Below are 21,003 nucleotides of genomic sequence, written 5' to 3' on the forward strand. Positions count from 1 at the left end.
TTAACTATTTGTATAATTTTTAATTTCCAATATCAACTTTTTTCGGATGATGGATTTTTTGTTGTCCACTGTCTTTCTTTGAATCGAAAGGCGCTGCGATATTTCTTCGCTGTTATATCCATCACAATGCAGGTTCCACAATTCATACTCTGCATTTGTCAGACAGGAGCGACACATTTTGGCAATATCCTCTGCTCCCAGTTTATTTAAAGCTTCTGGCTGCACCGCTATCCCATTGATGGCCGGTGCAGGATTCTCGACACTCTTTATTCTTTTATTTTTGGTGTTTATGTCTACCCATACATTGGATGCGACCTTGTATAGATACGCCTTGAAGTTTTTAATGCCCTTTTTATGCTTGGCCATTTTGAGCCATGCCTCTTGGGCCACCTCCCTTGCGATTTCCCTGTTCTTGGTCTTTCCCAGCAAGAACATGAGCAACGAATCATTGTACCTGCCAATAAGTTCCTTGAGCGCGGACCTATCCCCTTTTAAATAATTGTTCCACAAAACATCGGCATCATCATTTCGAATAGATCTACCCATTGAGGTCGAGGTGTCGGTTTAATGACTACAAAATAGATAAAATTTTCCCGATGACCTTTTTGGTCATTTAAACCTTTTTGCTTGAACGTCGGGAAAAAACAGCCCTTTTCGGAGTCTATAGGTTAGCATAGTATGCTTTAACCAAACAAATACACAAATGCTAAAAAAGAAGGACACATTTTTTGGCGCAGTATCGCAGGCCTTATGTACGACTAGAGCTAATACTATCAAGTATGCTGTTTTTACACTATTGTCATTCCTAATGGTATTCTGGGGGATGGCACAGACCCAGGAAAGAAACCATTATCCCAGAGCCAAGGTCTACTTGAAAGATCATGAAGTCATTAACGCAAAGGATTTTACAATCAGGGCGACAGAGGCATCTTTTATGGATTCAAAAACCGGTGCACAGCAAAGTATGATGCTTGATGCGGTAGACTTCATAAAAGTTCCTAAAGGAAATCATGTGCTGATAGGGACATCATTTGGCGCAGCAACCGGAGCTTTAAGTTCGCTGCTCATAGATCTGGATACCGATCCATTGGGACGTCCGCGGGAAAAGGATGCTGGTTTTTATTTGGCCATGACAGGCGGGGGAGCTGTTTTAGGGGCTTTGGTTGGGCTTCTGGTACCCAAATGGAAATCGGTATACCTGAATAAAAACTCTGCTGGGCTTCACATTCCATTACAATTCGACATTTCACCAGAAATAGGTGTTGCAACCATTAAAATCACAATGAAAATATGAAACAACATTCACGTTTTACCATCATATTGGCGCTATGCCTTTGTACCATGTCTTTTGGGCAAAAATGCAAATACTCCGAAAAAAGGGTGCGAAAGGCAAACAAGCACTTTGAAGAAGAAAAAATAACTAAGGCCACCAAACTAAAACCTTTGTTCTCCAAATTCAGCCAAGCTGCATCTGCCAACTTTGTGAAATCAGAGGAAAACTACTACCTATCTTTGGTGTTGGTCCGGGAATTGGGCCGAAGAATCGATATTTTAAAAGATAACCCGCTCATCGTTCGATTTCAGGACGAAAGTGTTATCACTCTATATCCCAACAGGACATTGCTAGGCAAGTTCACGTTGCCTGTCACAACCGAAATCAACCGTCCATATTACAAAATAAGTGCCGAGCAAATGCAATTGTTCGCCACCCAGCCTGTGGCCTATGTCAAAGTATATTTTTCCTCGGACAAAGTGTCTGAAGAGAAAATGGGACAGGATGAACTGGGAACTTTCTTTGACTACGAAATACTCAACAAAAATCTACAAGCGAGTTTGATGGAACCCGCAGCATGCATTATCCAAGAATGATTTTAACCTAGTCAACCAAATATCATGAAACCTCTTTTCCAATATTTTTCAATACTAGTTTTGCTATTATCCCTTTCCTGCACATCAGACGGAGAAGGCGGGAATTGCAGCATAAGTTGTGGGGGATTTGGCACCAGTCAACCTTTTGTACAGACCAATCATCCTTTTGTCTCTGAGTCAAGATGCGTGGAAATTGCAAAAGAAAAACAGGGAAGTGCCTGTAAAGCCTCATATTGTCCGCCCACTGGAGACCCGGATGATTGTTATCAGGTGTATCCTTAAATACTGTTTTTCTAGATTTTGATATTTTCTTAAAGTTCAATTTCCCATGCCTATTTCTAAACTTACCTTAGTACACGAAAAGGTTAATTTGAAGGACGCTAAACGTTGGCTTGAAAAACACATATCACAAAATGAATTGGACACAAAGGCAAACGCAACGAAGTGAAGTGCTGCAAGCCCCAAATCTTACCTTTAACTAATTTACTGAGCGAGGCAAAAGATAGAATTCCAAGCAAAATGGGTCAACTTTTTCCTTTGTTTTTAGGGCTTTCGAGAGGATTTGACCCAATTCTTAAAAAAGAACATTAAAAAATAGTTGTTTCCCGATATTTCCCAGTCAACCATTAAAACTCTTTTGCTGTGTTCTGGATTCCTAAGTTTTTACTGTAAATTTTTTCAATGTTTTTAGGGGGTTCCAGAGTTTTTACAGCAAAAAAATAAAATTCCTTCATGAGAAGGAACTGCCAAAAGTTCCAATTTCATTGGCCTTTCAGCCAGAAATTGGACAACGTAGCACCGCTTTAGCGTGCTACCCTCTCGCTGTACAAAATTGGCCTACTTCGCATCCCAATTTCGCACACTGCCAAACCAACTATTCACATCCAAAAATAGGTTGTGCGCCCTATTCCAATTTTATTTCACGCTTATCTTTCCGAATGCTATAAAATTGGAACAGGATCCATTCGCAAAGTTTTTGGGTAAGATTTGGGTTTTAAAAACAAAAGAGTACTGTTCTTTTTTTCAGTTTTATTAAGAGATTGACAACCATTTTAAGCATTGGCATATTTACTCCTGACCAATTCCATGTCCTCCATAAGTTTTTTGTCAAGCACCTTGGCGTATATCTGGGTGGTCTTTATGGACTGGTGCCCAAGCATCTTGCTCACCGATTCGATTGGGACCCCGTTTGCCAAGGTAACAGTAGTGGCAAAGGTATGCCGGGAAAGATGAAAGGTAATCCGTTTGTTTATTCCGCACAATGACGAGATTTCCTTTAGGTACTGATTAGTTTTTTGGTTACTCAATACCGGAAGCAGATGCACGTTTTCAGCATTGGGCGAGTTATTCTTATACTTCTCCAATATTCTTTCCGCCATTGGCAAAAGTGGAACTGTACTTTTGACCTTGGTCTTTGTCCGCAAAATCTTTATCCAATGCCTACCATCTATCCCGATTGAAATATCGTCTCTTGTCAATTTTTTGACATCGACATAGGACAGACCTGTAAAGCAGCAAAAAATGAAAACATCCCTTGCCCGTTCCAAACGATGCGATTTGAATTCCTTCTCCATCAATGTTTGTAGTTCAACCTCGGTCAGTACCTCCCGTTCGGTTTTCTGCCATTTGGCCTTCCAATGGAAGAAAGGGTCAGAGGCGACCCAACTGTTGGCAAATGCCATCCGCACTATCTTCTTGAAATTTGTCACATATTTGGTAATCGTATTATGGCCCCCTGCACCGACCATATGGAGATATTGCTCAAACCGGGTAACAAACCCTAGATCTACATCCTTGATAAAAAAATCATTCTGTCCATACTCTTTTCGGATGAATCCTTCCAAATGGTCTCGAGTCCGTACATGCCTTCTATAGGTGCTATAGGTATAATCCTTTCCCATCAAACTTTTCACTTTGGCATTGTGCCCATCATAAATTGACAGTACTGTTTTGAGTTCGTTGCCCTTGTTCAACAGACGCCCTTTTAGCATCGATGCCGTATAAGGCTTTGCCTGTGCCACAAAGTCTCCTTGGATACGCCGAATCCGTGTTCTGAGCTCATCAAGATAACCATTGATCTCTTCCGGTATCCATCCCCTTCCTTTGACCTTGCTCGAATTTGGGCACCAATTTTCGGGATCCACTTTTCTTTTTAAACTGAGTTCGGCCCTCTTGGAATCTACCGTGATTCGAAGAAAAAGAGGGGACATTCCGTTCTTGTCGGCGTCACTGGTTTTTGGGTAAAAAAGGATGGAAAATGTGTTGCTTGCCTCCATAACTGTGATTTTTTGGATTTTTAATATCGATTGTAAATCCGAACAAAGAATTGACAGTCAATTCTTTAACATAGTTTGGGCAGCATTTTTGCGAATAAAAAAGTACTCACCGAATCACTCACCAGAACGGTTGATTTCATATGGTTTTATATGAAACCAATGAAAATGAAAAAGCCTGAAAACAGTTCATTTTCAGGCTATTAGAGAAATTTTGAAATCTCCCGGTGGTCCCACCTGGGCTCGAACCAGGGACCCCCTGATTATGAGTCAGGTGCTCTAACCAACTGAGCTATAGGACCCGCAATTTTGCGGATGCAATATTACCATTTATTTTGCTTTGGCGCAAGGTTTTAAATACCTCTACCCTTGTTTTATCTCTTGGCATAACTCCACCAGCACCCCGTTTGTACCTTTGGGATGCAAAAAGGCAACAAGTTTGTTATCCGCTCCCTTTTTTGGGGTTTCATTCAATATTACAAAGCCCTCACCCTTTAATCTGGCAATCTCAGCAACAATATCCTCCACGGCAAAGGCAATATGGTGAACACCTTCTCCCTTTTTTTCTAAAAATTTGGCGATGGGACTTTCGGGATTTGTGGCCTCCAGCAATTCCACCTTATTGGGTCCGGATTTAAAAAAAGAGGTCCTTACCCCTTCCGAAGCCACCTCTTCCTCCTTATACGGTTGGGTCCCAAAGATTTTTGCGAATAGTTGTTTGGAAACTTCCAGGTTTTTAACTGCTATACCGATGTGTTCAATTTTGTCCATACTTTGCCCTTTTCCCATCTTGCGATGGTGCCATAGTGCAAAATTACACACTGTTTGGGTATCATATCATGAGGTTAGTCATTAAATCGCTTATTTTTGTGCCATGGAAGAAACCCAACGGCAAAAAAGGATAGCTGGAATTATACAAAGGGATTTGGCTGAAATCCTACAACGGGCCGCCACCGATGGTGGGCTCAAGGGGACCTTGATCTCCATTTCCAAAGTCTATGTGACCGTTGATTTGTTGTTGGCCAAGGTATATGTGAGCATTTTCCCCAATAAGGAAGCCAACTCGCTGTTGGAAGGAATAAAAGCCAGCCAAGTCGGCATTCGATATGAATTGGCGCAGCGAACAAAAAACCAATTGCGCCGGGTTCCAGAACTCAACTTTTATCTTGACGATTCCCTGGAATATATCGATAAGATAGAAAAATCCCTGAAAGGGGATGAAAATCCCATTGAAAACCGGGACTTGCTGGATAAACGAAAGAAATCCTGATTTTGAACTTCGCTTTTTACATCGCAAAGCGCTATTTGGTCTCCAAAAGCAACCAAAATGCGGTGAACATCATCAATTTTATCACTTTCTTGGTTATTGTGATCGGTGCGGCAGCATTGTTTATAGTACTTTCCGCATTTGCGGGCCTTAAGACATTCAGCCTTTCATTTACCAATACTTTTGATCCCGACGTCAAGGCGATTCCGGCTACGGGAAAATATTTTGCGCTTTCTGCCGACAATGAGAACGTTTTGGAAGCAATACCCGGTTTGATTGGCTATTCCAAAGAAATTGAAGAGCGGGCCTATCTCACCTTTAGGGAGAAAAGTTGTATCGCCTATATCAAGGGGGTGGATGATAATTATAGGCATATCACGGGAGTGGACAGCACTCTTTATTTTGGAAATTGGGGCGTGTCTGAACTTGATGCGGTGACCGGTATCGGGATTTACAACCAACTTGCCGTTCCACTCAACAATTATAGAAGCCCGTTGACCGTACTGGTGCCCAAACCTGGAAAGGGTTCAATCACCGGCCAAGGGTTCAATTCCAAACCCTACAATCAATTGAGCCTGACACTGAGCGGCGTGTATTCCGTAGAAGAGAATTTGGATAAAAAGTACGTTTTTGCCCAACTTCCTTTGGTGCAGGCGTTGTTGGAAAAGGATAGTTTGCAGGTGTCTGGAATCAACTTTAAATTGAGGGAAACTGCTGATCTAAAAGATGTGCAAAACCAACTAAGAGGCATTCTTGGAAGCGATGTTCTGGTGCTTTCGCGACGTGAACTGAACAGCACCCTGTACCGAATGCTGAACACGGAGAACCTGGCCACCTATCTTATTTTTACCCTGGTGCTGATCATTGCCCTTTTCAATGTGGTCGGAGCCATCATTATGATGATTCTGGACAAGCAACAAAACTCAAAGACACTCTTCAGTTTGGGCACTACCATAAAAGAACTTCGGAAGGTGTATTTCATCCAGGGGGTTTTGGTGACCTCTTTTGGCGGACTGATCGGCGTGATGATCGGCTCTCTTTTAATCGGCTCCCAATTACTGTTCCAATGGCTCAAAATAACCCCTTCACTGGCTTATCCGGTGGAATATAATGTGATGAATGTGTTGTTGGTGCTGGCGACAATCGTGGTCCTGGGTGTTATTTCCTCTAAAATCGCCAGCAGCAGGATAACCCGAAAGTTGATTGCCGCTTAGGCAAATTGATAGTCCCCAAATTTTTCCAGCACCTCATCAAAAGCGGCAAAAACATCGACAGCGTCATCGCTGGTCACCATTTTCATGCGATAATCCTTAAAATGTGGAATCCCTTTGAAGTAGTTCGTATAGTGGCGTCTTGTTTCAAAAACACCCAGTTTTTCGCCTTTCCAATCAATGGACATTTGCAAGTGCCTTCGTGCGGCATCAACCCGTTCCTCCATGGTGGGCGGCGGTAGGTGTTTCCCAGTTTTGAAATAGTGCTTCACTTCCTTAAAGAACCAAGGGTTGCCAATACTGGCCCGTCCTATCATGGCGCCATCCAGACCATATGCATCCCTCATCTTTTTGGCAGCTTCGGGAGAATCCACATCGCCATTGCCAAAAACTGGAATCTGCATTCTTGGGTTGTTCTTTACCTCGGCAATGGGCCTCCAATCCGCTTCTCCCTTGTACATTTGTACCCGAGTCCTACCGTGAATTGAAATGGCCTTTATGCCCACGTCTTGAAGCCGCTCCGCAACCTCCACAATTTTGATGGAGTTGTGGTCCCAACCCAACCGGGTTTTAACGGTAACCGGTAATTTGGTTCGTTTTACAAGGGCTTCGGTCAATTTTACCATTAATGGGATGTCCCTTAAAATGCCCGCACCTGCATTTTTGCAGACCACTTTTTTTACGGGACAGCCAAAATTGATGTCAATAATATCCGGATTGGACTTTTCAACAATGTCAACAGCCTGCAACATAGAGTCAAGCTCGGCGCCAAAAATTTGAATGCCCACGGGCCGTTCCTTCTCATAAATATCCAATTTGATGATGCTTTTGGCGGCATCCCTTATCAATCCTTCCGAGGAAATGAACTCAGTGTAGACCACGTCGGCTCCCTGCTCCTTGCACAGGGCACGAAAAGGCGGGTCGCTCACATCTTCCATTGGCGCCAAGAGCAGCGGAAAATCGGGAAGTTCTATGTTGGCAATCTTTATCAAATCTCATTTCTATTGGACTGCAAAAATACAAAATGCCCCAATACCGGAAATCTATTCCTCTTTTTTGAGCCTTTCCCTCTCGTTCTTGTCGATGTCGCGTTGGTTGTCCTCCAGTCTAAAGTTCCCAAAATTATAGGTGAACCCAAAACGGACGAACTGTGTTTCCGGTCGTCTTCTGTAGAAGTTATCCTGATTCAAATATCTGGATGTGTAAGTGGGAACATATTGTTCCAAAATGTCCTCGGCCGCAACCGAAATCACCGCCCTATTGTTGAACAATGACTTTCTCAGGCCCAATGTCAGATTCAGTTGCTCATCCGAAATATAGGATCCGAACAAAAACTGTGAAATGTAGGAAACTGCAAGCTCTCCTGTAAATGTACCGTCTTTTGATAAGGTAAGGTAATTGGCCAGGTAGGCATATACCCCATCAACTTCGTTGGTGAATTCCTGATTGTTGCTCTGAACTGCCAAAAAGGTTTCCTCTTCATGAAACAACGAAGTATAGGCGTACAAAAACCAATTATCAGTCAGTGTTTTGCTAATGGTAAAATCCAGTCCATACGATTTGCTTTCCAATACATTCTGCTTCAACTCTACCAAGGTCTGGTTGGTGTTGTCCTGAAACACCAGGTCGGCAATATTGCGCCCGTTGTCCCTGTAGTAGATATCAAAAAAGTATTCACTGTTCAACGTATAGTTCAGATTGAAATTATTGCCAAAGCTTGGCGTCAACCTTGGATTCCCCTCTTCAAAGTCATTCTCATTAAAAAAGAAGCGAAAGGGGTTCAGGTCGCTATACTTGGGGCGGTCCACATTTCTTCCATAATCGAAGGAAAAGCTGTGGTTGTCCGATGGGGAATAAAGCAAATACAGGGATGGAAAAGGCTCAAAAAAGTCTTGGGTGTTTGTTTCGTTCAGGGTCAGGGAAACACCCTCCGCATCAGTCAATTCTCCCCTTAGCCCAAACTTAATTGACCATTTTTTCCAGTTTTTCACAAGGCTGAAATACGCCGCAAAAACATTTTCTTCGTAATTGAACCTGTCGGACAGGGAAGCATCTACAGTGTTGCTCGCTCCGGTAAAGTTGAAAAAGTCCACGTTGCTTTGAGAGCTGATGGACGATATTTTTGCGCCCGTTTCTAGGGATGCGTTCCCAATGGGCGAGGCATAATCAATCTGTCCGGTGAAAATTTCTATGTCCTGCTGCGAATCGGAATCAAAACCAAAAGTGCGCAAAAAATCGTCGTTGGAGTCAAAATAATCCGAGGTCAAATCTTGGAAAGAGTCTCCGCTATAATAGGTATAATGTCCGTTCATGGTAATGCTGGCACCAGGCTTTTTTAGTTTGTGCACGTAAGTAAGGTCAAAGGCCAAGTTGGTGTTGTCCAAGGTAGCATTGTTCCGTGTGGTGAAGGTGGAGTCAAGCTGACCTAGACCATTATTGATAGCGTTGTTCAACCGGGTTTGTTGTTCCTGATCTAGATTAAAAATCAAATTTGATGTCACGTTTAGGCTATTGCGGTCATCAAAATCATAATCCACGATAAGGTTCACATTTTGAGATTGCGATTCTTGTGTTCTATTGTATTTGGTGTCCCAAATGGAGAACACCTGCCCGTTATTGTCCTGAAAATTGATTCCTTTATCCGTTTTCAACAGCTCCTTTTGCGGGTTTATGTTGTAATTGGCAAAAAAGTTGAGTTTTTCCGTTTTGTAATAGTGGCTGGTTCCTGCGCTGAATTTTGGAAAGACCGCTTGGGTGTAGCTTCCATTAATGCTTCCCTTATATCCCGGCACAATATTTTTATTGGTCACAATGTTCAAAATCGGTCCTCCTTCGGCATCGTAGCGGGCAGGCGGGTTGGCAATTACCTCCACCGATTTGATATTGGCTCCCGAAAGACCCTGTAGCAAATCCTGAACTTCCTGCCCCGACAATTGGACTTTTCTATCATTCAAATAAACGGTAGCATTTTCTCCCCGGATCAACAATTCATCCTGGTTCACGATCACCCCTGGCGTGTTTTTTAGTATGTCCCATGATGTCCCCTGGGAAACTACAGTATTCTCAACCGAAAAGACCAGTCTGTCTGCTAATCTTTGGAGCTTTGGACGCTGTGCGGTTACCACAACCTCATCCAGTTCATTGTTTTCCAAAGGAATTATCAACGCTCCCAGGGCTATGTCGCCACTAATGTCCAATGCAAGGGGCTCAGAGCCCCGGCCCACATAGCTTGCCTGCAACAAGTATAATCCTGTGTCCACCGCGGTCATAACAAACAGGCCTGCATCATCGGCCGAAGCGCCCTTCACAAAAGTAGTGTCGGCTGCACGCAGAAGCAGTATGTTGGCAAATGGTATAACCACATTTTGCTCATCCACCACCTTTCCCTTTATCTGGTGGGTCTGGCCAACAAAATAACTGGAACATAACAGTGCCATTAACAGGACATAAGTGCTGCGCTTCATTTAACAGATGGGGTTAGCATTCAAATCTAAGAAAATATTTTAGAGCAGTGGAAACGCCCTCTTTCATTATTGGAAAAAACCGATTTACAGCTACCTAAAACACCTATATTTGCAGAGGTTTATCAACCTAGTTTATCGCTTAGCGGTCATTGTATGAAGAACATCAGGAATTTTTGCATCATAGCACATATAGACCACGGTAAGAGTACCTTGGCCGATCGTTTGTTGGACTCCACGGGGTCCGTTACCGAGAGGGAAAAACAAGACCAGTTATTGGACAACATGGACCTGGAACGGGAGCGTGGCATAACCATTAAAAGTCATGCCATTCAAATGGAATATGTGCACAATGGTGAGCACTATGTCCTTAATTTGATAGACACTCCGGGGCATGTTGATTTCTCCTATGAGGTATCACGATCCATTGCGGCGTGCGAAGGTGCCCTGTTGGTAGTTGATGCAGCACAAAGCATTCAGGCTCAGACGATTTCCAATCTATATCTTGCTCTTGAGAACGACTTGGAAATCATTCCTGTGCTAAACAAGGTGGACCTGCCAAGTGCCAATCCGGAGGAGGTTACTGACGATATCGTAGATCTTTTGGGGTGTGCTCCCGAGGACGTGATTCCGGCAAGTGCCAAAACGGGTATTGGCATTGGTGAAATTTTGACCGCTATTATTGAGCGAATCCCGGCGCCCAAAGGAGACCCCAACGAGCCTTTGCAGGCGTTGGTTTTTGATTCGGTTTACAACCCTTTTCGTGGCGTTGAGACCTATTTTAGGGTAATCAATGGAGAAATAGCAAAGGGGCAAAAGATAAAATTTGTGGCCACCGGCAAATCGTACTACGCCGATGAGGTGGGAACGCTGAAATTGACCCAAGTGCCAAAGAACAAGATTTCCGCCGGGGATGTAGGTTATCTCATCACAGGAATAAAGGATGCCCGGGAAGTGAAGGTTGGGGATACCATCACAGATGCGGCCAGGCCCACGCAAAATGCCATTGAGGGCTTTGAGGACGTAAAGCCGATGGTCTTTGCTGGAATTTATCCTGTGGACACGGAAGATTTTGAAGAACTACGATCTTCCATGGAGAAATTACAGCTCAATGACGCTTCCTTGGTTTTCACCCCTGAAAGCAGTGCCGCCCTGGGGTTTGGTTTTAGATGCGGGTTCTTGGGCATGCTCCATATGGAAATTATCCAAGAGCGCTTGGAGCGGGAATTTGACATGACCGTTATCACCACGGTTCCAAACGTTAGCTACCATGCCTTTACAACCAAGGATGAAGAGAAGCCAGTTATCGTGAACAATCCTTCAGATCTGCCCGACCCTTCAACCCTTTCGCGCGTGGAGGAGCCCTACATAAAGGCCACTGTGATCACAAAATCGGATTTTGTGGGCAACGTAATGTCCCTTTGTATTGAAAAAAGGGGGCAAATTGTAAACCAGACCTACCTTACCACGGAAAGGGTGGAGCTCATTTTTGATATGCCCTTAGCTGAAATCGTTTTCGATTTCTACGACCGACTGAAAACCGTGTCCAAAGGGTACGCCTCTTTCGATTATTCCCCCATAGGAATGCGGGTGTCCAAATTGGTCCGGGTCGATATTCTCTTGAACGCCCAGCCTGTTGACGCTTTATCTGCATTGGTTCATTTTGATAATGCCCACACCCTTGGCAAAAAGATGTGTGAAAAACTTAAGGAGCTCATTCCAAGGCAACAGTTTGATATTCCCATACAGGCCGCCATTGGTTCCAAAATCATCTCTAGGGAAACCATCAAGGCCTTGCGGAAAGATGTTACCGCAAAATGCTATGGTGGTGATATTTCCCGTAAGCGGAAGCTGTTGGAGAAACAGAAAAAGGGTAAAAAACGCATGAGGCAGGTCGGGAATGTCGAGATTCCACAACAAGCGTTCATGGCTGTTTTAAAACTGAACGACTGATCACATTCAAACAGCGCGTTGCCTATTCGTCAGCCAACGTGTTGCCCAATGTGCAAAGACCCTCAACATAGGCCTTCTGGGTTTGGTTTCCCAAATCGCTTTTGGTCAGTTTTTCCGTTTCCCCTCCTCCCTTTAAGGTATAGGTGCCGTCCTCATTGTCACAAATCTCTATTTTCACCCCTTGGGTCTTACAGGAGTCGCAATTCCTATTGTCTTCTTTGGAGCACCCAACAAAACAGACCGCCAATACGATGGTCAATGATATAAGTAGGTTCTTCATGGTTAAAATTTGGTTTGCTTAGCAAATCCAAAAATAGTCCGTGAGGTATTGGCTCATGTGCCCAAATTGACGTATGGGCCTGTTGGATTGATGGTTTGTCCGCTTGAAGAAGTCTCTCGACAAGAAGCGAGCTCGTCAGAAAGAGTTAGGATTTTTCTTGTTCTGTTGCGAACTGTTTCCCCAGATATACCAGTTTGTATCCTTCGCCTTGCGGCTCAAAATCCTTGCTGTTGGAGGGAATGATCTCAATGCTGCCGTCGGGAGACTTGGTAAAAACGGGGATTATGTCCTTTTCCTTTTGGGTGATCTCTATCAGGCTGTCGTAGTGGGACTTGTCCTTGAGAGCAATTTCTCGGATTGACGGATAGCTTCTTACCGTTTCCATTAACCTGATAAAGTCGTCCGTATGGGAGAACAGGCCTTCCTTGGGGTTTTTGTTGGGGTCGTTCACTTCTTCCGTATTCACCAACCGGAATGCGCCATTTTCCCCAAACTGCTTCTGAAACTTGTCAATGGCATAATTGTTTATGTCCGAATTGCCGGTAAGTGCCAATAGGTAACCCATATCGTTCAATTCAATGTTGTCCGTGAGGTTGTCAGAAAAAATATCGGCAGTAATGGCCTCGAGTCCCAAACTTTTGGCCTTGTCCACATTACTTTGGTTATTATCAATAAGTACTACATGGCGATTGTTCTTTTTTAGGTAGTTTGCAATCAATCGGGACAACCGCGATGCACCAATAATCAAGATTCCTTCGGATTTCTTTAGGAAAACGCCCACCAATTTGGCAAATAGCCTCGCCGTGGTGGCATTCAGCAAAACCGTGCCGAGCACAATCATGAAAACCAATGGCGTGATATACTCCGCGCCCGGCTCGCCCTTGGCCAACAATTTGGAACCAAACAGCGAGGCTATACCTGCTGCAACGATACCCCTGGGGCCCACCCAACCTATAAAAAGCTTTTCATTGAACTTTAAGTTTGAACCCTGGGCGCTCAAAAACACCCCAATGGGCCGAATCACGAACACGATTATGGCGAACAGTATGGCAGAATCCCAATTATAAACCAATTCCATGTCCCCAATGCTGATGTTTGCTGCCAAAAGGATAAAAAGTATTGATATAAGCAGTACACTCAGGGATTCCTTAAAGTATAACAACTCCTTAAGATTGGGCAAATTCATGTTGCCCATCACCATGCCCATCACCACCACGGCCAAAAGACCGGATTCGTGGGCAAACACATCAGATTCCACAAAAACCAGTAGGACCACCGAAAGGGAGACGACGTTCAAGAGATAGTGAGGAATAAACCCTTTTTTGATCGCAAAACCCAAGGCATGGGCAAAGGTGAATCCAAAGGTGGTTCCAAAAAGCAAGATTTTTGCAAACTCGATCAGTGCGGTTTTTGTAAAAGCCTGTCCTTCACCAACGCTAATAAATTCAAAAACAAGTACCGCGACCAATGCGCCGATGGGGTCTATCAAAATGCCCTCCCATTTCAATACGGCGGAAACATCCTTCTTCAAGGGAATATTTCTAAGTATCGGCGTGATAACCGTGGGGCCGGTAACAATAATCAATGCTGAAAAAAGAAAAGAAATCTGCCAGGAAAGGTCAAAAATGTAGTGTGCGGCTATGCCGGCCCCGAAAAAAGTGACCACTGTGCCTATGGTAATAAGTTTTGTGATAACCGGTCCCACGTTGGCAATTTCCGCTCTTTTCAAGGTCAGTCCGCCTTCAAAAAGAATAATGCTGATGGCCAAGGAAACAAAATAATAGAGCCCGTCGCCCGGGAAAAGTCCCTTTTCCCCATTCCAAATGGGTTCGATGAGCTTGGTGCCGTCCTCGGTATACAAAGTGGCTATCGGCCCTACCAAAAGTCCTATCAAAATAAGGGGTAAAATGGCCGGTAACTTAAATCGCCAAGCAACCCATTGCGCTATTATGCCAAGAATGATGATTCCTGCAAGTTCCAGCATCTTTTTAGTTTTTTTGAAATTTACAGTTTTTCTTTTAGAATCAAAGCACATATCCTACATTGAGATTTGGTAAATCCTATAATCCCAAGTTTTCAAGGCTGGGTAAAATCTATGTTGAAGATTCGTAGCTTCTTTTTTGTTAAAATAGAATCAATAAAAGCCTATTTTGTAATCATATGCGTTGGTCTTTTCTTATTTTGCATGCCATTTGTTTTATAAATGACAATTTATCCCGTAGAGACTGGTAATTTTAAGTTGGATGGGGGTGCCATGTTCGGAGTGGTTCCCAAGGCGCTTTGGAGCAGGACCAATCCGGCCGACGCCAACAATATGATCGATCTAGCGGCAAGATGCCTTCTAATTGAAGATGGCAACAGCCTGGTTTTGATTGACAACGGTTTGGGAAACAAACAGTCCGAAAAGTTCTTTGCCCATTATTATTTGTGGGGAGACCACACCCTGGATGGCTCCCTGAAAAAACTGGGGTTTCATAGGGACGACATAACCGATGTTCTTTTGACGCATCTTCATTTTGACCATTGTGGTGGAAGTGTGCAATGGAACAAAGACCGAATCGGTTATGAGCCCGCCTTTAAAAATGCGCGTTTTTGGAGCAACCAAAACCATTGGGCGTGGGCCACACAACCGAATGCGCGGGAGAAGGCATCCTTTTTGAAGGAAAATCTGTTGCCAATGGAAGCTAGTGGGCAGCTACACTTCATCGATCAGCATGAGGTTGCTTTTAAGAAATCATCGGAATTGGGGTTCGGCATCCATTTTATGGATGGGCATACCGAAAAGCAAATGTTGCCACATATACATTATAAGGGAACCACTTTGGTTTTTGTCGCCGATCTTATACCAACGGTGGGGCATATCCCCCTGCCCTATGTTATGGGATACGACACCCGCCCCCTGCTGACCCTGAAAGAAAAAGCCCAATTTTTGGATGAAGCCTCCGAAAATGATTGGCTCTTGTTCTTTGAACATGATGCCCACAATCAGATCTGCAGTCTTAAAAAGACGGAGAAAGGAGTCCGGCTCAACGAACTCTATACTTTTGATGAAATCTTTAAACCACAATAAACTGAATTTTAATTCCACATATGAATTTTATCCACATTAGAGAATCGTTTTTGGCTTACGCCACATCCTTGCTGCTCATGGGCTGCGGAGCAACCACACTGGTTTCCACGCCCGTCGAAAACATAGACACCGTACCCTTAAAAGTGTCCGAGCTCTCAGAGGACCAGAAAAAAAGTTGGGGCCATGCCGACCTCGTTTCAGATACTATTCCTGGGTTGAGTTTGGACAGGGCCTACAATGAAATCATCAAGAACAGAAAAGGCAAAACGGTGGTAGTGGCCATTGTGGATTCCGGCATTGATTTGGAACATGAAGATCTGGATGATGTGCTCTGGACAAACAGGGGAGAGCGCCCAAATAATGGAAGGGACGATGATGGCAATGGCTATGTGGACGATATCCATGGCTATAACTTTCTGGGTGAATCCTACAATGAGCAATTGGAATACGTTCGGATGTTGCGATTGGGAATCGGTGATTCTGCCGAAAGGGCCAAGGCCCGTTTGAAGTTGGACCAGGAATATCCTTCTGCGCTTCAAAACAAGCAACAGTATGAACAGATTTTCCAGGTGGTCAAAAACGCGGATGATGCCGTAAAAAAGGCTTTGGGAAAAGACACCTATTCCAAAAAAGATTTGATTGCCCTGGAAGCCAACACGGAACAAATGCAACAGCATGTTGCCGTGCTGACCCAAATGTTTGCCTATGGTGACAGCATTCCTTCCGTTTTGGAAGAATTGACCAAGGGCATCGAATATTTTACAGACCAGGTAAACTATAACCTCAACAAGGAATTCAACGGAAGAGAGTCTGTTGGTGATGATCCCTACGACATTTCGGACCTTGACTACGGCAACGGAAACCCAAAAAACCGTGTCGACACGGAAAGCCACGGAACCCATGTGGCGGGTATAGTGGCTGCGGAACGCAATAATGGTATTGGGATGAACGGTGTGGCCACCAATGTGGAACTCATGAGCTTAAGGGCGGTTCCCAATGGTGATGAGTACGACAAGGACATTGCCTTGGCCATTCGATATGCTGCGGACAACGGCGCAAAGATCATTAATTGCAGTTTTGGAAAGTCCTTTTCCCCCAACCCGCAGTGGGTGTACGACGCCATTAAATATGCCGCCTCAAAAGATGTGCTCATAGTACATGCTGCTGGGAACGATGGAAATAATTTAGATCAACTCGAAAATCCAAATTATCCCAACGACCATATGTTTTCCAATTCAGAATTTGTGGACAATGTGATTACCGTAGGCGCGCTCACAAGCCGTTATGGTTCCGAAATGACAGCCTCTTTTTCCAATTATGGAAGTCAAAACGTGGATGTGTTTGCTCCCGGCAGCGATATCTATTCCACCATGCCCAACAACGAATACGATTTTCAGGGAGGAACCTCAATGGCGGCTCCGGCCGTGGCCGGTGTGGCTGCCTTGATTCGTTCATATTATCCCAGATTGACGGCTCCGCAGGTGAAGCAAATACTCATGCAGTCGGGACTGTTCTCAAAATCATCCGTGATTGTATCGGGAGATGCCGCACAGGCGACCACCTTTGACAAAATATCCAAATCCGGGAAAATGGTCAACGCATATAATGCCCTGATTTTGGCCGAGAGCTTTTCAAAGGGCAAAACAACACTTAACAGCAATACAAGATAAAATGAACAAGACCTTAGCATTCGTTTTCGCGATCTGTGCCGGCACATTTTGTGTAAGCTCCCAAAACAATTCCTACTGGCAGCAGCATGTTGACTACGACATGGATGTGACCATGGATGTAAAGACCTATCAATATTCAGGAACCCAAAAACTGGTCTACACCAACAATTCCCCTGATATACTGGACCGTGTTTACTACCACCTTTATTTCAATGCGTTTCAACCTGGCAGCGAAATGGATGCCCGGCTACAACATGTTAAGGATCCAGACCAAAGAATGATGCAAGACGGAAAAAGTAGGATCAGCTCCCTTTCGGAAAGCGAAATGGGATATCTCCATGTAAAAAGTCTTACGCAGGATGGGCAGAGCGTTTCTTTTGCGGAAGAGGGAACCATTTTGGTCGTCGGTCTGGCCAAACCCATTCCCCCAGGAGGAAAAACAACATTGAACATGACGTTTGAAGGACAGGTTCCCCTACAAATCCGAAGATCTGGAAGGAACAGCGAGGAAGGGGTCGCGCTCTCCATGAGTCAATGGTATCCCAAACTTTCCGAATACGATTTTGAAGGATGGCACCCAAACCCCTACATTGGCAGGGAGTTTCATGGTGTTTGGGGTGATTTTGATGTAAAGCTTACCATAGACAAAAACTACACGGTGGGAGGGACTGGTTACTTACAAAACCCTAACGAGATTGGACATGGTTACGAGACACCGGGAAGCAACGTAAGGACGAAGGGCAAGACCCTTACTTGGCATTTTAAAGCGCCCAATGTCCATGATTTCATGTGGGCGGCAGATCCAGATTACATTCACGACACTGTGAAAATGGCAGATGGCCCTACCCTTCATTTTTATTACAAAAATGACCCTGAAATCATTGATAATTGGAAAAAACTGCAGCCCAAAACCGAGACTGCCATGGAATTTTTCAACAAAAACATCGGTAAATATCCCTATGAGCAATACTCCGTTGTGCAAGGCGGCGATGGAGGTATGGAGTACGCCATGAGCACTCTGATCACAGGAAAAAGGGAGTTTCCAAGCCTGGTTGGGGTCATGGTGCATGAAATGGCGCATTCGTGGTTCCAGCATATACTGGCCACCAATGAATCCAAGCATTCCTGGATGGATGAGGGCTTTACCTCCTTTATCAGCGGTCTTTGCATGAATGAAATCATGGAGCAGAACAAGGAAAATCCTTTTGAAAATGCCTATAAGGGCTACTATGCGCTTGTAAATTCAGGTTTGGAAAAACCACAGACCACCCATGCAGACCGTTACGGGACCAACTTTGCCTACGGCATTGCGGCCTATAGCAAAGGTTCCATCTTCCTAGCTCAGTTGGGATATATAATAGGTCAGGATAAACTGATGGAGACCATTGGGAAATACTATGAGGATTTTAAGTTCAAGCACCCTGTGCCCAATGATATCAAGAGAACTGCGGAAAAGGTTTCAGGTATGGAACTCGATTGGTACCTAACCGATTGGACCCAGACCACGAATACGATAGATTATGGCGTACAAAGTGTTGTGGCCGATGGGGGCCAGACCAAGGTTACCCTGGAACGCATTGGAGAAATGCCAATGCCTTTGGATATTTTGGTGGTGGATTCTGAGGGCAATCAGGAAACTTACTATGTTCCATTGCGAATGATGCGCGGTGAAAAGGATAATCCTTATCCCAATTTGAAACGCACCGTGCTGGAAGATTGGGCATGGGCCCACCCTTTCTATGAGCTGACCCTGGATATGGCCCTGGACGAGATAAAGGCAATTGTTCTGGACCCTTCCCAGTTGATGGCGGATATCAATGGGGAAAACAATGTTTATCAGTCCAATCCTTAGGGAATAAATGCAGTTTCGATAACTTTTGCCAACATCTTGCCAGAGGTTGGGTCAATTTCCCTGTTGGGAAGACGCTATATTAACTTTACGTGGAAAAAACGGTCCGATTCACATTCCCAAAAAAAGAAAGGCTAAAGAGCAAAAAGCTTTTTAAGGCCCTTTTCACCGAAGGCAGCGGCATTCGCGAGCATGCGTTAAAGTTATTGTACATAAAAACCGCTTTTGACGATGATGTTCAGTTCAAAGTGGCTTTTGTTGCCCCTAAGAAAAAATTCAACAGTGCTGTAAAAAGAAACCGGATAAAACGGCTGATGCTAGAAGCTTATCGGATGAACAAACCCCTAGTTTTTAACAACATGGAGGGAAACTTTGCGTTCTTATTTTTATATCTTGGTGATGATATGCCCAATCTTGAAGCCATGGACAAAGGCATGAAAAAACTATTGACCGCTTTTTTAAAAAAAGAACGAAATGAAAAAAATGTATAGCAAACATATACTCATTCCTATCTTGGCCATTGGCCTATTGATTGGCGCCAGTAGCTTTAAAAGTGATTTCTACGAGATTGCCAAGCAAATAGAAATTTTCACCACACTTTTCAAGGAACTGAACATGAACTATGTGGATGAGACCAATCCAGCAGAGCTGATGGACTCAGCCATAAAGAATATGCTGGGCGAACTGGATCCATACACCCAATTCTTGAACGAACAGGACGTTGAAGCCTATAAAATCAACAATGCTGGTGAGTATTCGGGCATTGGCGCCTTGGTACGCTCCTACCCAAGCAAGTTGCTTGTTGTGGAGACTTATGAAGGCTATGCGGCGGATAAGGCCGGGTTGAAGGCCGGGGATGAAATCATAAAAATTGGAGAGACCAAGGTTGCAGATTTTGATGATGACGCAGGGGAATTGCTAAAGGGATCGAACAACACCAAGGTAACTGTGGCTTTTGTTCGTCAAGGAGAAACCAAAATAGCCACAATAACGCGCGAAGCTGTAGAGGTCGACGCCGTTCCTTTTTATGATATGATTGATGACAAAACAGGTTATATTGTCCTTTCCCGCTTCAATCAAAAGGCTTCCAGTCAAACAAAATCTGCCATGCAGGACCTTAAGGGAAAAGGTGCCGAAAGATTGGTCCTCGATCTTAGGGGCAATCCCGGAGGATTGCTTTCCGAAGCTGTAAATGTCACAAACCTTTTTGTCCCAAAAGGAGAGCTGATCGTAACCACAAAATCCAAGGTAAAAAAGTTCAACCAGGAATACAGGACCAGAAATCAACCAGAGGATTTGGAAATCCCCCTGGCGGTCCTAATCGACGGTAGAAGTGCCTCAGCCAGCGAAATTGTATCGGGCAGCTTACAGGACCTGGACCGTGCCGTCATTGTCGGAGCCCGAAGTTTTGGCAAAGGATTGGTGCAACGTCCATTGAAACTGACCTATGGCACCCAGCTCAAGGTAACCATTTCCAGGTATTACACTCCTTCTGGCCGTTGCATACAGTCGCTGGACTATTGGAACCGAGATGATGAAGGGAAAGCCGTCAGGAATACAGATTTCACGGAGTTTACCACCAGAAATGGGCGCAAGGTCTGGGATGGCGGTGGCGTTATGCCCGATGTGGAAATTGCCTCCCTTCAATCCAACACCCTTACAGACGCCCTTCAGGAACACAACATCATCTTTGATTTTGCCACAGATTACCATTACGACCACTCCTTCGCCTCTGTTTCAGATTTTACATTCACAGCATCGGATTATGATGCGTTCAAGCGGTTTGCGCAGGCACAAAACTTTACCTTTCAAACGGAGACCGAAACGCTGCTGGAAAAATCCATAAATACTGATGAGCACCTATTGGGAACGGAAGTCCAGGAGAAGTACAAGGACCTTCTCTTGGCCGTTAACAGAGGTAGAATATCCGCCTTGGATACCTACAGGAACGAAATTAAAAAGAAATTGGAGGACGAGATCATCAAGCGTTATTTCTATCGTAGTGGTCTTTATCGCCACTATTTGTCACATGACGATGCCATTGTTTCGGCCAAAGTCCTTTTGGAAGATCTTTCCAAATACAGGAGCATCCTGAAATAG

At 44.3% G+C, this 21,003-nt stretch carries 18 protein-coding genes and 1 tRNA gene; 11 read left to right on the top strand and 8 right to left on the bottom strand.

Annotated features, from left to right (window positions below):
• A complete protein-coding gene (locus tag K7G75_RS02720) occupies positions 1-546 on the bottom strand; it encodes an RNA polymerase sigma factor (RefSeq protein WP_222982538.1) in 546 nt (181 codons plus the stop codon).
• Between the two features lie 157 nt (positions 547-703).
• Here K7G75_RS02720 and K7G75_RS02725 point away from each other — a divergent pair, with 157 nt between their 5' ends.
• The 3 genes from K7G75_RS02725 to K7G75_RS02735 are packed head-to-tail and all read left to right on the top strand — an operon-like array spanning position 704 to position 2,151.
• Positions 704-1,294: a hypothetical protein gene (locus K7G75_RS02725; RefSeq protein ID WP_222982540.1), complete on the top strand. Its 591-nt coding sequence runs from the start codon at positions 704-706 to the stop codon at positions 1,292-1,294.
• Positions 1,291-1,869: a hypothetical protein gene (locus K7G75_RS02730; protein WP_222982542.1), complete on the top strand. Its 579-nt coding sequence runs from the start codon at positions 1,291-1,293 to the stop codon at positions 1,867-1,869. The genes K7G75_RS02725 and K7G75_RS02730 overlap by 4 nt, the downstream gene beginning before the upstream one ends.
• Positions 1,870-1,893: 24 nt before the next feature.
• Entirely contained in the window at positions 1,894-2,151 is a 258-nt protein-coding gene (locus K7G75_RS02735; protein ID WP_222982544.1) for a hypothetical protein, read from the top strand.
• A gap of 770 nt (positions 2,152-2,921) precedes the next feature.
• On the opposite strand, the gene K7G75_RS02740 is transcribed toward K7G75_RS02735, so the two are convergent.
• The 3 genes from K7G75_RS02740 to mce all read right to left on the bottom strand — a co-directional run bounded on the left by K7G75_RS02740 (position 2,922) and on the right by mce (position 4,913).
• Positions 2,922-4,145, bottom strand: coding sequence for a site-specific integrase (locus K7G75_RS02740; protein WP_222982546.1), 1,224 nt, complete (start codon positions 4,143-4,145; stop codon positions 2,922-2,924).
• Positions 4,146-4,370: 225 nt separating this feature from the next.
• Positions 4,371-4,444: transfer RNA gene (locus tag K7G75_RS02745), tRNA-Ile, on the bottom strand.
• A gap of 61 nt (positions 4,445-4,505) precedes the next feature.
• On the bottom strand, positions 4,506-4,913 hold the full coding sequence (mce, locus tag K7G75_RS02750; RefSeq protein ID WP_222982548.1) for a methylmalonyl-CoA epimerase: 408 nt from the start codon (positions 4,911-4,913) through the stop codon (positions 4,506-4,508).
• 103 nt (positions 4,914-5,016) lie between these two features.
• Between mce and rbfA the strand changes: the two genes are divergently transcribed.
• Positions 5,017-5,412 (top strand): 30S ribosome-binding factor RbfA, encoded by a 396-nt coding sequence (gene rbfA / locus K7G75_RS02755; RefSeq protein WP_222982551.1) that lies wholly within the window; start codon positions 5,017-5,019, stop codon positions 5,410-5,412.
• 2 nt (positions 5,413-5,414) lie between these two features.
• Complete coding sequence (locus tag K7G75_RS02760) at positions 5,415-6,623, top strand: ABC transporter permease (RefSeq protein ID WP_222982553.1); 1,209 nt, start codon at positions 5,415-5,417, stop codon at positions 6,621-6,623.
• Here K7G75_RS02760 and dusB read toward each other — a convergent pair.
• Both dusB and K7G75_RS02770 read right to left on the bottom strand, forming a co-directional pair.
• On the bottom strand, positions 6,620-7,612 hold the full coding sequence (dusB, locus tag K7G75_RS02765; RefSeq protein ID WP_222982555.1) for a tRNA dihydrouridine synthase DusB: 993 nt from the start codon (positions 7,610-7,612) through the stop codon (positions 6,620-6,622). The genes K7G75_RS02760 and dusB overlap by 4 nt on opposite strands.
• 51 nt (positions 7,613-7,663) lie before the next feature.
• Positions 7,664-10,084: an outer membrane beta-barrel family protein gene (locus K7G75_RS02770; RefSeq protein ID WP_222982556.1), complete on the bottom strand. Its 2,421-nt coding sequence runs from the start codon at positions 10,082-10,084 to the stop codon at positions 7,664-7,666.
• Positions 10,085-10,237: 153 nt separating this feature from the next.
• Here K7G75_RS02770 and lepA point away from each other — a divergent pair, with 153 nt between their 5' ends.
• Positions 10,238-12,034: a translation elongation factor 4 gene (gene lepA, locus K7G75_RS02775; protein WP_222982558.1), complete on the top strand. Its 1,797-nt coding sequence runs from the start codon at positions 10,238-10,240 to the stop codon at positions 12,032-12,034.
• Between the two features lie 22 nt (positions 12,035-12,056).
• On the opposite strand, the gene K7G75_RS02780 is transcribed toward lepA, so the two are convergent.
• Positions 12,057-12,314 (bottom strand): hypothetical protein, encoded by a 258-nt coding sequence (locus K7G75_RS02780; protein ID WP_222982560.1) that lies wholly within the window; start codon positions 12,312-12,314, stop codon positions 12,057-12,059.
• A gap of 145 nt (positions 12,315-12,459) precedes the next feature.
• Positions 12,460-14,298, bottom strand: coding sequence for a cation:proton antiporter (locus K7G75_RS02785; protein WP_222982562.1), 1,839 nt, complete (start codon positions 14,296-14,298; stop codon positions 12,460-12,462).
• A 219-nt stretch (positions 14,299-14,517) separates the two neighbouring features.
• Between K7G75_RS02785 and K7G75_RS02790 the strand changes: the two genes are divergently transcribed.
• The 5 genes from K7G75_RS02790 (at position 14,518) to K7G75_RS02810 (ending at position 21,003) form a co-directional block, all read left to right on the top strand.
• Positions 14,518-15,384: an MBL fold metallo-hydrolase gene (locus tag K7G75_RS02790; protein WP_222982565.1), complete on the top strand. Its 867-nt coding sequence runs from the start codon at positions 14,518-14,520 to the stop codon at positions 15,382-15,384.
• Between the two features lie 20 nt (positions 15,385-15,404).
• Complete coding sequence (locus K7G75_RS02795) at positions 15,405-17,054, top strand: S8 family peptidase (protein WP_222982567.1); 1,650 nt, start codon at positions 15,405-15,407, stop codon at positions 17,052-17,054.
• A gap of 1 nt (position 17,055) precedes the next feature.
• Positions 17,056-18,906, top strand: a complete 1,851-nt coding sequence (locus K7G75_RS02800) for a M1 family metallopeptidase (RefSeq protein WP_222982570.1) — start codon at positions 17,056-17,058, stop codon at positions 18,904-18,906.
• 89 nt (positions 18,907-18,995) lie between these two features.
• Positions 18,996-19,394, top strand: coding sequence for a ribonuclease P protein component (locus K7G75_RS02805; protein ID WP_222982572.1), 399 nt, complete (start codon positions 18,996-18,998; stop codon positions 19,392-19,394).
• The gene (locus tag K7G75_RS02810; RefSeq protein ID WP_222982574.1) at positions 19,378-21,003 is read left to right on the top strand and encodes a S41 family peptidase; all 1,626 of its coding nucleotides are present in this window, start codon (positions 19,378-19,380) and stop codon (positions 21,001-21,003) included. Before K7G75_RS02805 ends, K7G75_RS02810 begins: the two co-directional genes overlap by 17 nt.

It is taken from the genome of Flagellimonas meishanensis, from assembly GCF_019880545.1.
In the GTDB taxonomy this organism is placed as follows: domain Bacteria; phylum Bacteroidota; class Bacteroidia; order Flavobacteriales; family Flavobacteriaceae; genus Flagellimonas; species Flagellimonas meishanensis.

What these genes read in the sequence shown, in the direction of transcription:
- K7G75_RS02770 (WP_222982556.1), bottom strand. Translation starts at nt 10,084, where the DNA reads ATGAAGCGCAGCACTTATGTCCTGTTAATGGCACTGTTATGTTCCAGT.
- K7G75_RS02740 (WP_222982546.1), bottom strand. Translation starts at nt 4,145, where the DNA reads ATGGAGGCAAGCAACACATTTTCCATCCTTTTTTACCCAAAAACCAGT.
- K7G75_RS02790 (WP_222982565.1), top strand. Translation starts at nt 14,518, where the DNA reads ATGACAATTTATCCCGTAGAGACTGGTAATTTTAAGTTGGATGGGGGT.
- K7G75_RS02720 (WP_222982538.1), bottom strand. Translation starts at nt 546, where the DNA reads ATGGGTAGATCTATTCGAAATGATGATGCCGATGTTTTGTGGAACAAT.
- K7G75_RS02810 (WP_222982574.1), top strand. Translation starts at nt 19,378, where the DNA reads ATGAAAAAAATGTATAGCAAACATATACTCATTCCTATCTTGGCCATT.
- K7G75_RS02735 (WP_222982544.1), top strand. Translation starts at nt 1,894, where the DNA reads ATGAAACCTCTTTTCCAATATTTTTCAATACTAGTTTTGCTATTATCC.
- rbfA (WP_222982551.1), top strand. Translation starts at nt 5,017, where the DNA reads ATGGAAGAAACCCAACGGCAAAAAAGGATAGCTGGAATTATACAAAGG.
- K7G75_RS02780 (WP_222982560.1), bottom strand. Translation starts at nt 12,314, where the DNA reads ATGAAGAACCTACTTATATCATTGACCATCGTATTGGCGGTCTGTTTT.
- K7G75_RS02800 (WP_222982570.1), top strand. Translation starts at nt 17,056, where the DNA reads ATGAACAAGACCTTAGCATTCGTTTTCGCGATCTGTGCCGGCACATTT.
- K7G75_RS02730 (WP_222982542.1), top strand. Translation starts at nt 1,291, where the DNA reads ATGAAACAACATTCACGTTTTACCATCATATTGGCGCTATGCCTTTGT.
- K7G75_RS02725 (WP_222982540.1), top strand. Translation starts at nt 704, where the DNA reads ATGCTAAAAAAGAAGGACACATTTTTTGGCGCAGTATCGCAGGCCTTA.
- lepA (WP_222982558.1), top strand. Translation starts at nt 10,238, where the DNA reads ATGAAGAACATCAGGAATTTTTGCATCATAGCACATATAGACCACGGT.
- K7G75_RS02785 (WP_222982562.1), bottom strand. Translation starts at nt 14,298, where the DNA reads ATGCTGGAACTTGCAGGAATCATCATTCTTGGCATAATAGCGCAATGG.
- K7G75_RS02795 (WP_222982567.1), top strand. Translation starts at nt 15,405, where the DNA reads ATGAATTTTATCCACATTAGAGAATCGTTTTTGGCTTACGCCACATCC.
- mce (WP_222982548.1), bottom strand. Translation starts at nt 4,913, where the DNA reads ATGGACAAAATTGAACACATCGGTATAGCAGTTAAAAACCTGGAAGTT.